This is a genomic window from uncultured Amnibacterium sp. (genome assembly GCF_964245895.1).
Taxonomy (GTDB): domain Bacteria; phylum Actinomycetota; class Actinomycetes; order Actinomycetales; family Microbacteriaceae; genus Amnibacterium.
This window is the reverse complement of record NZ_CAXTOQ010000004.1, coordinates 39,030-51,386: the sequence shown is the minus strand read 5'-3', so window position 1 is coordinate 51,386 and position 12,357 is coordinate 39,030. Positions and strand designations below refer to the sequence as shown.

At 74.5% G+C, this 12,357-nt stretch carries 14 protein-coding genes; 1 reads left to right on the top strand and 13 read right to left on the bottom strand.

Annotation, left to right across the window (positions count from 1 at the left end; translation table 11 throughout):
- Nucleotides 1-242 (bottom strand): hypothetical protein (locus ACFE60_RS01555; protein WP_375387076.1); only part of this gene is annotated, 242 nt, incomplete at its 3' end.
- A 160-nt stretch (nt 243-402) separates the two neighbouring features.
- Nucleotides 403-660: a hypothetical protein gene (locus ACFE60_RS01550; protein WP_375387075.1), complete on the bottom strand. Its 258-nt coding sequence runs from the start codon at nt 658-660 to the stop codon at nt 403-405.
- 41 nt (nt 661-701) lie between these two features.
- On the opposite strand from ACFE60_RS01550, the gene ACFE60_RS01545 reads away from it, so the two are divergent.
- On the top strand, nt 702-1,172 hold the full coding sequence (locus ACFE60_RS01545) for a MarR family winged helix-turn-helix transcriptional regulator (RefSeq protein WP_375387074.1): 471 nt from the start codon (nt 702-704) through the stop codon (nt 1,170-1,172).
- Nucleotides 1,173-1,179: 7 nt separating this feature from the next.
- On the opposite strand, the gene ACFE60_RS01540 is transcribed toward ACFE60_RS01545, so the two are convergent.
- The 11 genes from ACFE60_RS01540 to ACFE60_RS01490 all read right to left on the bottom strand — a co-directional run bounded on the left by ACFE60_RS01540 (nt 1,180) and on the right by ACFE60_RS01490 (nt 12,322).
- Nucleotides 1,180-2,592, bottom strand: a complete 1,413-nt coding sequence (locus ACFE60_RS01540; RefSeq protein WP_375387073.1) for a dihydrolipoyl dehydrogenase family protein — start codon at nt 2,590-2,592, stop codon at nt 1,180-1,182.
- A gap of 86 nt (nt 2,593-2,678) precedes the next feature.
- Complete coding sequence (locus tag ACFE60_RS01535; RefSeq protein WP_375387072.1) at nt 2,679-3,530, bottom strand: SDR family NAD(P)-dependent oxidoreductase; 852 nt, start codon at nt 3,528-3,530, stop codon at nt 2,679-2,681.
- A 43-nt stretch (nt 3,531-3,573) separates the two neighbouring features.
- On the bottom strand, nt 3,574-4,035 hold the full coding sequence (locus ACFE60_RS01530; protein ID WP_375387071.1) for a MarR family winged helix-turn-helix transcriptional regulator: 462 nt from the start codon (nt 4,033-4,035) through the stop codon (nt 3,574-3,576).
- A gap of 151 nt (nt 4,036-4,186) precedes the next feature.
- Nucleotides 4,187-4,663, bottom strand: a complete 477-nt coding sequence (locus ACFE60_RS01525; protein WP_375387070.1) for a VOC family protein — start codon at nt 4,661-4,663, stop codon at nt 4,187-4,189.
- Complete coding sequence (locus tag ACFE60_RS01520) at nt 4,660-5,121, bottom strand: VOC family protein (RefSeq protein WP_375387069.1); 462 nt, start codon at nt 5,119-5,121, stop codon at nt 4,660-4,662. Before ACFE60_RS01520 ends, ACFE60_RS01525 begins: the two co-directional genes overlap by 4 nt.
- Before the next feature lie 190 nt (nt 5,122-5,311).
- Nucleotides 5,312-6,079 (bottom strand): SDR family NAD(P)-dependent oxidoreductase, encoded by a 768-nt coding sequence (locus ACFE60_RS01515; RefSeq protein WP_375387068.1) that lies wholly within the window; start codon nt 6,077-6,079, stop codon nt 5,312-5,314.
- The gene (locus ACFE60_RS01510; protein ID WP_375387067.1) at nt 6,079-7,434 is read right to left on the bottom strand and encodes an FAD-dependent oxidoreductase; all 1,356 of its coding nucleotides are present in this window, start codon (nt 7,432-7,434) and stop codon (nt 6,079-6,081) included. Before ACFE60_RS01510 ends, ACFE60_RS01515 begins: the two co-directional genes overlap by 1 nt.
- A complete protein-coding gene (locus tag ACFE60_RS01505; protein WP_375387066.1) occupies nt 7,431-8,339 on the bottom strand; it encodes a flavodoxin family protein in 909 nt (302 codons plus the stop codon). Before ACFE60_RS01505 ends, ACFE60_RS01510 begins: the two co-directional genes overlap by 4 nt.
- Nucleotides 8,336-9,283: a ketopantoate reductase family protein gene (locus ACFE60_RS01500; RefSeq protein WP_375387065.1), complete on the bottom strand. Its 948-nt coding sequence runs from the start codon at nt 9,281-9,283 to the stop codon at nt 8,336-8,338. Before ACFE60_RS01500 ends, ACFE60_RS01505 begins: the two co-directional genes overlap by 4 nt.
- Nucleotides 9,280-10,251 (bottom strand): heme-binding protein, encoded by a 972-nt coding sequence (locus tag ACFE60_RS01495; protein ID WP_375387064.1) that lies wholly within the window; start codon nt 10,249-10,251, stop codon nt 9,280-9,282. The genes ACFE60_RS01500 and ACFE60_RS01495 overlap by 4 nt, the downstream gene beginning before the upstream one ends.
- Nucleotides 10,235-12,322, bottom strand: a complete 2,088-nt coding sequence (locus ACFE60_RS01490; RefSeq protein WP_375387063.1) for a hypothetical protein — start codon at nt 12,320-12,322, stop codon at nt 10,235-10,237. The genes ACFE60_RS01495 and ACFE60_RS01490 overlap by 17 nt, the downstream gene beginning before the upstream one ends.
- Nucleotides 12,323-12,357: the final 35 nt, after the last annotated feature.

The following is a 12,357-nucleotide window of genomic DNA, read 5'->3' as shown; positions in this document are numbered from 1 at the left end:
CGCGGCTCGTCCCACTCGTTGTAGGCGCGATGCCCCGTCAGGCGCTCGAACGCCCCGGCGTACCAGCGCGACGAGGTCCGCGGCACCGCGAAGCTGATCGACAGGTCGTGCAGCTCGCACGCGACGCCCAGCTCGAGGTAGATCCGCTTGGCGTCGCTGATCAGGTGGAGGCGGTCCTCGTACTGGATGCCGACGTCCCGCTGCTCCGGCGGTGGACCCGCGACGAGGTCGGCGATGTTCATGCCGGACGTCCCTGTCCCGCGAGCCGAGCGGACCCCACAGCACCCCCACATCGGGCGGGTCCCGTGCTCCGCCCGACCACCCCGGACGGCGATCGCGCCGACATGTCGAGTGTCGCTCTCGATCTCGTGAGCGCGGTGTGCGTGCACGCGACGACGCCCGCTACGCCTCCGCGGCGGCGTCCCAGGCGCTGCGCGGCGGGCAGGTCAGCTGCGTCGGCCGCGAGGTGTCGGCGGTGCGCCGCAGGTCGTGCAGCGCCATCGGTCCGCCGCAGACGGGGCAGCGGGGATCGGCGGGCAGCCGGTACGGCTCCTCGGCGTGGCCCGCGCCGATCTGGGCCGGCCCCATGATCGGTAGCAGCCCCCGGTCGAGACCCTGCGCCGAGCCGAACAGCCGCTCCCTGATCGATCGTCGGCTCATGCTTCGTATACTAACACTTCGTGGACGAGTAGACTGTGGGCGTGAGCTCGACCGAGCAGGATCCGCTGGCCCTCGACCGCCAGGTGTGCTTCGCCCTGGCCGCCACGAGCAGGAGCGTGATCGGCGTCTACCGGCCGATCCTCGAGCCCCTCGGCCTCACGCACCCGCAGTACCTCGTGATGCTCGCCCTGTGGGAGCGCAGCCCCCGGTCCGCTCGGGACATCGCCGACGCCCTCTACCTCGAGCCGCCGACCCTCACCCCCCTGCTGAAGCGCCTGGAGGCGATCGGCGCCGTCACCCGGCTGCGGAACCCGGCGGACGAGCGCGAGCTGCGGGTCGAGCTGACCGATCGCGGCCGCGCGCTGCGGGAGCAGGCCGAGCGCGTGCCCGAGCAGGTCGTCGAGCGCCTGGGCGTGCCGCTCGCGACGCTGGAGGAGGTCCGCGATCGGCTGACGGAGCTGCTCGCCGCGACCCGCGCCCGAGGCCCCCTGCCGCAGGACCAGCCGGCCTGAGCACCGGTCAGCGCAGGGTCGCCGGCAGCGCGGGCGTCCGCGTCAGCTCGCGGGCCGCGATGCCGACGACGGCGCTGTAGGTCGGGTAGGCGAACCGCACGTTCGCGAGCGTCGACACGTCGATGCCGGCCGCCATCGCCGTCGTCACCGACTGGATCACCTCCACGGCGTTCTCCCCCACCGCGTGCGCACCGAGCAGCAGCTCGCGCCGCCGGTCCGCGATCAGCTTGAGGAAGCCGCGCTCCCGGTCGTCGATCACCGCCCGGTCGAGGTCGGCGTACCGAACGGTCGCGACGACGCACTCGAGGTCGCGGGCCCGCGCCTCCGCCTCCGTCAGCCCGACGCCGGCGTAGTCGGGATCGGTGAACCCGCCAGCGGGCAGCAGGTGCTGGGGCGTGCGTCGGTCGACGCCGAGCACCGCGTTCTCCGCGGCGGCCTCGCCCTCGAACTGCGCCGCCTGCACCAGCATGTCGCGCCCGTTCGTGTCGCCCGCGGCGAGGATGTGGGGCACGACCGTGCGGAAGTACCGGTCGGCAGGCACGCTCGACCGCACGGTCTGGATCCCGGCGCGCTCGAGACCCAGGTCCTCGACGTCGGCCGGCCAGCCGGTGGCCATCAGCACCACGTCGAAGTCCGCGGAGGCGGGTCCGCCACCCTCCCGCCAGGTGAGGGTGATCGCGCCGTCCGGGGCGCGCTCGAGCCGGTCGACGCCGTCGATGCCGGTGCGGACGTCGACGCCCTGCTCCCCGAACGCGTTCGCGACGGCCTCGGAGATCGACTCGTCGGAGGCGACGAGGACCCGCGGCGCGAGGTCGAGCAGCGTGACGGCCGAACCGAACGCGCTGAACACGGTCGTCAGCTGGGCACCGGTGTTGCCGGCGCCGATCACCGCCACGCGGCGCGGCAGCGAGGGCAGGCGCAGCACCTCCTCCGGCACGGTCGCCAGCTCGGCGCCCGGGATCGGCAGCCGGCGGGAGCGCCCGCCGACGCAGACGATGATCGCGCGGGCGGTCACCCGGCGACCGCTCTCCGTCACGAGCGTGCGGTCGTCCTCGAACCGGGCGCGTCCTTCCTGCACGAGCTCGATGCCCGCCTCCGCGAACCGCTGCGCCTCCCGCTTGATCGACCGCACCTGCTCGACCCGCTCGGCGACGCGCTGCACGGTCGCCGACCAGTCGACCGTCGGCGCGCCGACGCCGATGCCGTACGCGCCGGCGGCGCGCACCTCGCGCACCAGCCGAGCGGTCTTCGCGAGCACGCGCGTCGGCACGCAGCCCGTGTTGACGCACGTGCCGCCGAGGCGACCGGCCTCCAGGACCACCACCGTCGCGCCCAGCTCCGCGGCCCGCAGCGCGGCCGCGGTCCCCGCCGGGCCGGCGCCGATCACGGCGACGTCGTAGACGGTCGGGTCCTCTGGCATCAGGGCGTTCCTCCGGTCGATCGGTGCCGCGCGCACGGCGGTCCGGGTCGACGCAAGCACGGGCCTCTGGGGATGCGCCGAGCCGCTCAGCCCGCGGCGGCCTGCTCCGCCAGCAGCAGGCTCACCGACAGCAGATCGCGTTGCCGTTCCGGATCCGCGATGAAGTCGGCGATCGGGAACCGGCCGTGCCGGTCGAAGAAGACCGTGGCGCCGGGCTCGAGCGCCGGATCCGCGGCGATGTCGGCGAGCTGGGTGCCCACCGCCGCGGGCGTCCTGGTCGAGCGGGCGAAGAACGGCTTCATGATCGCGCGCACGACCGCGGGCACCTCGCGGCGGATCTGCGTGTCGACCGATCCCGGACCGAAGCCGATCGCGGTCACCCCGTACCGGTCCGCCGCCTGCGCGGTGAGCAGGTCGTTGGCCAGCTGCGCCTGCCCGTGGCTGGTCATACCCGTCCGGGCACGGACGACGGCGGGGTCGGCGAACTCGAGCCGGGCGAACGACGGCACGGTCCGGCTGGACGCCGCGATCGTGATCGCCCGGGTCGACGGCCGCAGCGCACGCTCCTCCGCGAGGGTCTCGAGCAGCACGAACCGGGAGAGGTAGCCCACCGCGAAGTCCCGCTCGATCCCCTCGCTCGTGTGCTCCGTGCGGGTGAGCAGGATGCCGGCGGCCTGGACCAGCACATCGACGTGCTCGACGTCCGCCGCGATGCGGCGCGCGACGGCGGTGACGTTCGCCATCAGCGAGAGGTCCGTCGGCATCGCGCGCATGCTGCCGGGCCCGGTCAGCCCCGCCGCCTCGGCCAGCAGCCGATCCGCCTTCGCCTGCGAGCGCCCGAGGATCAGGACGTCCGCGCCGCGACGCCGCAGCTCCAGCGCGGTGGCGGCACCGATGCCGTCGGTGCCGCCGGTCACGACGGCGGTGGTTCCGATCATGGCGCTCCCGCCGCGACCCGTCTGCTGCATGGGACTCCTCGATTCAGGTCTGGACCCGGGGTCCGTCGGACGATCGGCCGGGCGGGCGGTCCGCCGGGATGAGCCGCAGGACGAGGGCGTGGAGCAGGTCGCGCTCCTGCGCATCGAGGGCGGCGAAGGTGCGCTCCATGAACGCGCCGTGCGCGGGGACGACCCGGTCCAGCAGGGCGGCGCCGGCCGGGGACACCGCGAGCTCGTCGGCGCCCTGGTTCCGGACCCGTTCGACGAGCCCCGCCTGCTCGAGCTTCTTGACGAGCTGGCTGACGTTGCCCTTCGTCACCCCGGACGCGCCGGCCAGCTGCCACTGCGCGATGCCCGGATGCTCGGCGATCCGCACCATCGTCTGCAGCTGCGCAGGCGTGAGCCCGAAGGAGGCGAGCTCTGCCGCGGCCGCCTGCCCGGCGCCGTGCAGGAAGCGCGCCATCGCGGTGAAGAGCGCCGACTCGGGGGACGAGAGCGCGCTCACGGGCGCGAGTTTAGCACTAAACCGCAGTTGCAGGCGTTCGATCGGGCGCGCGGCGCGGAGCCGTTCCGATCCTGCGGGGACGCGAACTCAGAACGGCACCTCGTCGAGGTGCTCCACCTTCCGCACCGCTGCGGATGAGCCGCTGACCCGCTTAGGAGGCCTCGGTGCGAAGGGAGTCCCACATCCGCCTGACCCCCGGGGTCGGCTGGTGGATCTCGATGGGATGCGCGAACAGCGGGCCGCCGTCGAACCAGTTCGCGACGGCGCCACCGACCGAGGTCGTGAGCAGCGCGCAGCCGCCGCCGTCCAGGTCCTGCGTCTCGGCGGCGAGGTCCTCCGTCCACCACGAGACGTGGCTCACCGCGCCCGGCGCGACGCCGAGGGCGGCGCGCAGCTCGGGCGGCTCGATCCGGTGAGCGAGGTTCAGCTCCAGGATCACGGGTCCCCACTGCGCGAACGCGGCGGTGTGGTCGAGCACGGCCGGTGCGCCGCGGAACCGGAACTCGCCGAGGTCGACGTGCTCGAGCACGGTGAACGGACCGACGCCGAGCAGCCGCTCGGCGTCCCGGATGCTCGCCTCCAGGTCCTCGGTCCAGTAGCCGATGTGGTGCAGCCCGCGAGACGTCACGACTCCTCCTTCTCCGTCGGTCGGATGTGCGGCCGCGGCGTGCTCCTCACCGGCCCGGGCCGGTCGAGCAGCTCGACGAGGTTCCCCTCCGGGTCCGCGACGAAGCTGAAGCGGACGCCGGGTTCGGGGGCGTCGCCGGGCGGGAGGCGTTCCTCGGCGCCCGCCGCGAGCAGCCGCGCGTGCCACGCATCGGTGTCGTCGACCCGCACGCAGACGTGGCCGAGGCCGCGGGTCAGCAGGGCCGCTTGCGGGTCGGGGGCGCGGAGGCCGCCTCCCGAGCCCTGCCGCTCGAGCAGCTCGATCGCCTGCCCGTCCTCGGATACGACGAACGCGCCGCGCAGGCCGAGCGGCGGGATCGCGAAGGGCGCCGCGACGCGCCAGCCGAACGCCGCCGCGTACCAGGCCAGCTGCGCGTCGAGGTCGCCGACGCTGAGGCCCACGTGATCGATGGCGGCCATCAGCGCGGGACCCCGCTAAGCGTGCGCCGGCCGGTCGGTCCGCGTCGCGCGGAGGGCCGCACCATCGCGCGGTGGGTCGACCTACCGCGCGATGGTGGGAGCACCGCGCGACGCGGTGGGGGTACCGCGCGACGCGGTGCGGGTACCGCGCGAGGGGCCCGCCGGCGGGAGCGCATCAGCCGCGCAACCATCAGCCGAGGACGCTCTGGCCGCCGTCGACGACCAGGTTCACGCCGGTGATCCAGGAGGCCTCGTCGGAGGCGAGGAACAGCGCCGCGTTCACGATGTCGTCCGGCTGCCCGACCCGCTGCAGCGGGATGCGGGCGATGTTGTCCCGGAACGCCTGCGGCCCGGTCTCGACGAGCCACGCGGTCTGCGGCGTGACCGTGAAGCCGGGGCTGACCGCCACGCAGCGGATGCCGAACCGGCCGCCCTCCGCCGCGAGCTGCTGCGTCAGGGAGAGCACGCCGCCCTTCGCGGCACCGTGCGCGTTCTGCGCCATGAACTCGACGCCGCGGATGCCCGCGATCGACCCGACGTTCAGGATCACCCCGCCGCCGCGCCGCTTCAGGTGCGGCCAGAACGCCTTCGAGACGTAGAAGACGAGGTCGAGCTCGTTCCGCATCGTGTGGTCCCAGTCCTCGACGCTCAGCTCGTCCATCGCGCCGAACCGGGGCGAGGAGGCGTTGTTGTAGAGGATGTCCGCGTCGCCTGCCTCCCCGATGCCCGCCTCCACCCAGGCCGCGGCCGCAGCCGCGTCGCCGAGGTCCACCGGAGCCGTCACGGCGATCTCGCCGCCCGCGTCCCGCACGAGGCGAGCGGTCTCCTCCGCGGTCGCCGCATCCATGTCGCAGCCGACGATCCGCGCGCCCTCGGCGGCGAAGCGGAGGCTCGCAGCGCGTCCCATGCCGCCGCCGACCCCGGTGATCAGGGCGGTCCTGCCCGCCAGTCGTGCCATCAGCTGCTCCAGTGGTTGACGTTGACCGCGGCGGGGTCCCCCGCCAGGTGGCGCACGAACCGGCCGCGCGGATCGCGCTCCTCGATCACGCGCTGCAGCCGCCGCCAGTGCTCGGGGCTCAGCACCTGCAGCTGCCGGTTCGTCATGTCGCTGTCGCCCAGGTACTGCCCGACGGTGACCGGCTGGGCGGCGGTCCAGGCGCCGTTCAGCCAGCGCCGCAGCGCCGCGTCCCGCGCCTCGTCGTCGTAGACGAGGTAGCTCGCGACGTAGGCCTCGCTCTGCAGCGAGAACGCCATGTCGGGCAGTGGCCGCAGCGGGCCCATGCTGAACCAGATCGTGAACGCCGCGGGTTCCGGCAGGTCGACGAACAGGGGCCGGAGGGCCGCCGCGACCTCGGCGGGGTCGCCGTCGATCCAGCCGTTGTCGACGAGGTAGCGGGCGTGCTCCGGGTTCGCGCGCACCTGCTCCGCCCGCTGCTCCGCCAGGGTGGTCGGGACCGCGTCGACGTGGACGAGGGCCTCGTGCACCAGGGGCGAGGTGCGGAACGCGGCGAGCGCCGCCTCCCCCTCCGCCGCGTCGTCGACGAACGCGAGCGCGCTGACCAGGAGGACCCGCTCGCCGTTCTCTGGCGTCATGCTGACCGCCACGATCTCGACGGTCGGCGGGACCTGCTCGTGGATCTCGTACAGCCACGGCAGCACCCGGTCGAACAGCGCGACGGGGTACACGTGCAGCGTGAAGGACAGGTGCCCAGGCAGGGCCCTGGTCGCGAGGTGGAAGCGGGTGACGACGCCGGGGAAGGTGGGCCCGGCGCCGCGCGCCGCCCAGTACAGGTCGGCGTGGGTCGCGGCGTCGGCCCGGACCAGCTCGCCGTCCGCGGTGACCACGTCGACGGCGACGACCTGCTCCGCGGCCCAGCCCCAGCCGCGGGCGTTCCAGCCCTGGCCGCCCTGCAGCAGGAACCCGCCGATGCCGACGGAGGGGCAGTGGCCGCCGCCGAAGAACCGGCCGCGCGCCTCCAGGAACGGGCCGAGGTCGTCCCCGCCCCTGACGGCCGGCCCGGCGGAGACGATCTGCGTCGCCTCGTCGTACGTCATGCCGGTGAAGGCGCCAAGATCGATCAGCAGGGACCGGTCGCGGATGCTCCACGCCGCCCAGCTGTGCCCGCCGGAGCGGACCGCGACCTGCCAGCCGCGCGCCGCGGCGAGGCGCACCCCCTCCTGCACGTCCGCCTCGTCTGCGGCGAGCAGCACCGCCTCCGGGCGCCGGTCCGAGGGCCTGCGGCCGTTGAAGATCCGGCCGAGCACGGCCTCCTCGAACCCCGGCTCGCCGGCGAGCACCAGGCGTCCCGTCACGGCCGCACGCTCGGGTCCCAGTCGAGGTAGCCCTGGCGGCGCGCCTCGATCTCCGGGCGCATGGCGGCGTGCCGGGCGGCGGTCTGCTGCACCTCGGCGAAGTGCGCGCGCTTCTCCTCCAGCGAGATCACGGACTGCGCGAGCCCGGCCGGCCCGAACGCGACCAGCGCCTCGCCGTCCTCGACCCGGAGGGTGCCGCCCGCGCCGCAGGAGGCGCACTCGACCAGGTCGCCGCCGCGCAGCGCGAGGACGGAGAGGTGGCAGACGGGGCAGGCACCCGAGGCGCCCCGGTACTCGGCCTGCTCGAACGGGCGGCCGAGCTGCTCGCCCACGTTCCGGCCCAGCTGGGCGGCCCGCTCGAGCGCCGCCGCGTCGAGCACGATCGACGCCGGGCTGCCCGCGCCCGCGAACTCGACCTGGTCCACCACCGCGATCTGCGCGGAGGCGGTGAGGGTGTGCATCAGCGGCAGCGCGAGCGTCTTCCAGTACGACGGCAGCGAGCCGCCGACCGCGATGAAGCCCGCGACCCGTGGCCGCAGCACCCGCTCGTCGATCGCGAAGTCGACCGGGATCTCGGCGCCCTCGCTGCGCAGCCGCAGCAGCTCGGCCGTGAACACGACGTCCGCCTGCGGCCCGGAGATCTTGTCGCCGAGCAGCCGGAGGAGGCCGGGGATCGTCCGCGTGTAGATCGGGCTGGAGACGATCAGGCCGTCCGCCGCCATCAGCCGGTCCCAGAACCACTGGGCGTCGTCGCCGTGCGCGGCGGGCCCCGTCGACAGGTCGAGGTCGCCGATGCGGACCAGCTGCACCTCCGCCCCCGCGGCCTCGGCGCTGCGCAGCGCCTCCTTCAGCAGGATCTCCGCGCTCCCGCCGGCGTTCCCGGCCGACAGCCCCAGCAGTCTCATGCGTGCCCCTCCCCCACGATGCGGTCGTCCGTCAGCCACGACCGCTCGATGCCCTGCACCAGCGCGACGAGCGCGTCGTTCAGCGGCGTCGGCACGCCCGCTCCGCGGCCCGCCGCGGCGATGCCGCCGTTCAGCATCTCGACCTCGGTGCGACGGCGGGCCTGCACGTCCTGCAGCATGCTCGCGCGGTGGGCGTAGGCGCGCTCGACGGCGTCGTCGATCATCGCCTCGGGGTCGGCGTCGACCTCGATGCCGAGCGCCGCCGCGACCCGGCGGCCCTCGTCGATGACCTGTCCGGCCAGCCGTCGGACGGCGGGCAGCGAGCCGACCTGCCCGATCGTGAGTCCCGTGACCGCACCGACCGCGTTCGTGCCGGCGTTGAACAGCAGCTTCGTCCACTGGGCGCCGCGCGCGTCCGGCAGGGCGGAGGCGGGCAGGCCGCCCCGGGTGACCAGGTCGGCCAGCAGCGCGACCTCGTCCGCGCGGGCCGGCTTCGGCTCGAAGGGCCCGAGCCACGTGCCGCCGGTCGCGTCGAACCGGACGACGCCCGGCGCGGTCACGGCACCCGCGACGAGGGTCGTGCCGCGGAGGACCCTGGGCACGGCGGGCGCGATCGCCTCCTCGTTGCCGAGCCCGTTCTGCACGCTCGCGACCGCGGCGTCCGCGAAGACGCCCGCGCAGGCCTGGATGGCGGCCGCGGTGTGCTCCGACTTCGTCGCCACGATGCCGAGGTCGCAGGGCGGGATCTCGGAGGGGTCCGTGCGGGCTGCCACGCGGCCGAGCACCTCCGAGGCGCCCGTCACGCGCAGCCCGGTCGCGTTCATCGCGTCGACGTGCGGTCGGGCGACGTCGTACGCCCACACCTCCACGTCGTCGAGGGTGCCGAGGTGCGCGGCGAAGAGGCTGCCGATGGCGCCGCAGCCGACGACGCAGACCCGCGTCACCGCGCGTCCGCGAGGGCCGCGCGGGCGATCTCCGCAGCGAGCAGCGGGTCGGGCCCGGCGACGCCGAGGCCGCCGCGGACGCGGTCGCCGTCCGTCCAGGGCAGGCCGCCGGCGACAGTCGCGACCGGGAACGGCAGCAGGCGGGCGAGCGCCCCCTCCGTCCACCGCGCGCCGATCGCCTCGCTCGCCAGCTCGAAGGTGGCCGCGGCCGCGGCGAGCGCGGGCGCGAGGAACGACGCGGCGGTCGCCGCGCCGTCCGTCGAGTCCTGCTGGATCGGGTCGCCCCGCCGGTCCACGACCGCGACCGAGATGCGCGCGCCGAGCCGGTCCGCGGCGGCGAGCGCGGCGTCGGCGAGCCGGATCGCCGCGTCCAGCTCCGTCTGCAGGGCGGCGCGCGGCGCCTCCGCCATCCCGAGCCCCGCCGGGGCGTCGTCGGGGAACGGCCCGAAGCTGCGCGCCCAGCGGGCGTCGTCGTCGCCGTGCTGCCCGGCGTACGGCAGGCGCAGCGCGTAGTGGATCAGCAGGTCCTCCGGGTTCGCCGGCCTGCCGTCGGCGATCATCCGCTGCTGCTCGACGCCGGCGGGGAAGAACGGGCTGACGGTCGCGCCCGACGCCGCGATGCCGCCGACCACCTCGTCGCCGTCGAGCACCGGCATGCCGCCGGCGCCGGGGAACGCGGCCTCCGGCGAGCAGAGCACGAAGCCCTTCTCGACCGGCGCGGACACGAAGTTCATCCGGCCGAGGTGCTCCGCGCTCGGGATCTGCTGCGTCGCGGAGATCCAGGCCTTCGAGCGCGCCCGCGCCATGCCGCCCGCGCCGCCGCGGTCCATGCGGGAGGTGGAGACGAGCGCGCCGGTCGCGCCGACGACGGCGATGCCGCCGCGGAGGCCGAGCTGCTCGGCCTTGTCGATCGCGCGGGCGATCAGCGCGCGGGCGTCCGCGAGGGGCAGGTCACGGGTTTCGGGCATGCGGCCGCTCCGTCGGGGTCGGACGCTCGGCCGGTTCGCCGGGCGGGAGGGAGGAGTCGGCGGCGAGCGCGGGTGCCGGAGCGCCGCCGAACCACCGCACCGGCAGCACCAGGTCCCGCACCGCGGTGATCCGGCGGGCGAGGCCCTTCCCGTTCACGAGCGCCGCGGCGACGCCGTCCGGGTTCTGCACGGCGGTGAACGCGAGCGCGATGCCCGCGACGATCTGCTGGTACTGGCCGATGTGCAGCACCGAGTCCAGGAAGGCGACGAAGAGGCCGTCGGAGGCGAACATGATGCCGGCGATCACCGCGCCGGCGATGCGCCCGATGCCGGCGACGTACGCGATGGCGAGCACGGTGAGCGAGGTGAAGGTGCCGAACGACGCGCTCGACACGGTGCCCTGCGCGTACGCGAGCAGCCCGCCGCCGATCCCGGCGATCAAGGACGACAGGGCGAAGGCGTACAGCTTGGTGCGGGCCACGTCGATGCCGACGAACGCCGCCGCCCGCTCGTTCGAGCGGATGGCGATCAGCATGCGGCCTGTGGAGCTGGTGCGCAGGCGCGCGACGGCGTAGCCGACCACCAGCACGACGACCAGGACGAGGACGCCGAAGATCACCCGCGGGTAGTCGTCGCCCTGCGCGATGCCGAGATCGAGGCCGAAGAACGTCGGGTCGGCGACCGAGCGGCCGCCGAGGCCGCCGGTGAACGCGGTGGCGCTGAAGATGAGCGCGTCCATCGCCGCCGCGACCGCGAGCGTGACGACCGCGAGGCTGACCCCGCGCACGCGCAGCGCGGGCAGACCGATGACCAGGCCGAGCGGCACCGCCGTGATCGCCGCGAGCAGCAGCGGGACCGGGAACGGCAGCCCGGCGACCACGCCGAGCTGCGACAGCATGAAGGCGGAGAAGCCGACGAACGACTGCTGCGCGAGCGACACCTGCCCCACGTAGCCGGTGAGCACGACGAGCGACAGGCAGATGCAGATCGTGATGAGCGAGGCGATGAAGGCGGCCCGCATCGATCCCTGCAGCGCGACCAGCGCCAGGACGCCGAGCACCAGGCAGACGAGCGTCGTCGCGAGCGGCCTGGTCGGGCGGCCGAGCGACGGGTTCCGGATGGTGCCCGGGTCGCCGCGCACCCCGAGCCTCCTCGCGCTGATCGTCATCGCGATCAGGATCAGCAGGAACGGCAGGCCGTCGCCGAGGCCCTGCCGCGGCAGCCAGGCGATCTGCGACTGCAGCAGCACGATCAGGGACTGGAAGACGCCGAGGCCGATGCCGGCCGCCGCCGTCCAGGGGAAGGATGCGAACCGCCCGACCAGGGCGGCGCCGAGCGCCGGCACCACGAACAGCGTGTACGACGTCGGGTCGAGGGACGAGATCGGCGTGATCAGGACCCCGGAGAGCGCGGCGAGCAGGCTGCCGAGCAGCCAGTTGCGGCCGGCGATGCCCGTCGCCGAGATGCCGATGAGGGCCGCTCCGGTCTCGTTCTCCGCGCTCGCCCGCGTCGCCAGCCCGAAGCGCGTGAAGCGGTACAGGGCGAGCAGCGCGACCGCGACGGCGACCACGATGCCGAACAGCACGAGCCGGTCGGATGGGGCGGTGACGCCCGCGATCGGGATCGGGGTGCTCGGCAGCACCGGGCCGGTCGCGAGCGAGGTCGTGCCGAAGTTGAGGACGGCGATCGCCTGCAGCAGCAGCATGATGCCGACCGAGACGCACACCTTCGTGAGCGGCGCCGCACGCAGCAGCGGCCGGTACGCGACGACGAACAGCACGAGCCCGAGCACCGTGCCGTACACCAGGGTGATCGCGAGCGCCGGCAGCACGTCGATGCCGGCGCTCGCGATCTGGATCTGGTGGGGCAGGACGATCCAGGGCAGCTGGAGCGAGCCGTTCGAGCGGAGGTTCACGAAGACGTACGCGCTGTACATCGCGACGGCCGCGTGGGCGAAGTCGATCACCTGCGTGCTGCGGTACTTCAGCACCAGCCCGAGGCCGAGCAGCGCGTAGACCGCGCCCGCCCCGAGGCCGAGCAGCACGAACAGGATGATGAGGTTCGGAGTCATCGATCGACTTCGCCTTCTCCGGTCACCGGTCCGGC

Coding starts and splice junctions, on each gene's coding strand:
- ACFE60_RS01550 (WP_375387075.1), bottom strand. CDS start 660: ATGAGCCGACGATCGATCAGGGAGCGGCTGTTCGGCTCGGCGCAGGGT.
- ACFE60_RS01505 (WP_375387066.1), bottom strand. CDS start 8,339: ATGAGACTGCTGGGGCTGTCGGCCGGGAACGCCGGCGGGAGCGCGGAG.
- ACFE60_RS01495 (WP_375387064.1), bottom strand. CDS start 10,251: ATGCCCGAAACCCGTGACCTGCCCCTCGCGGACGCCCGCGCGCTGATC.
- ACFE60_RS01535 (WP_375387072.1), bottom strand. CDS start 3,530: ATGATCGGAACCACCGCCGTCGTGACCGGCGGCACCGACGGCATCGGT.
- ACFE60_RS01540 (WP_375387073.1), bottom strand. CDS start 2,592: ATGCCAGAGGACCCGACCGTCTACGACGTCGCCGTGATCGGCGCCGGC.
- ACFE60_RS01520 (WP_375387069.1), bottom strand. CDS start 5,121: ATGGCCGCCATCGATCACGTGGGCCTCAGCGTCGGCGACCTCGACGCG.
- ACFE60_RS01490 (WP_375387063.1), bottom strand. CDS start 12,322: ATGACTCCGAACCTCATCATCCTGTTCGTGCTGCTCGGCCTCGGGGCG.
- ACFE60_RS01515 (WP_375387068.1), bottom strand. CDS start 6,079: ATGGCACGACTGGCGGGCAGGACCGCCCTGATCACCGGGGTCGGCGGC.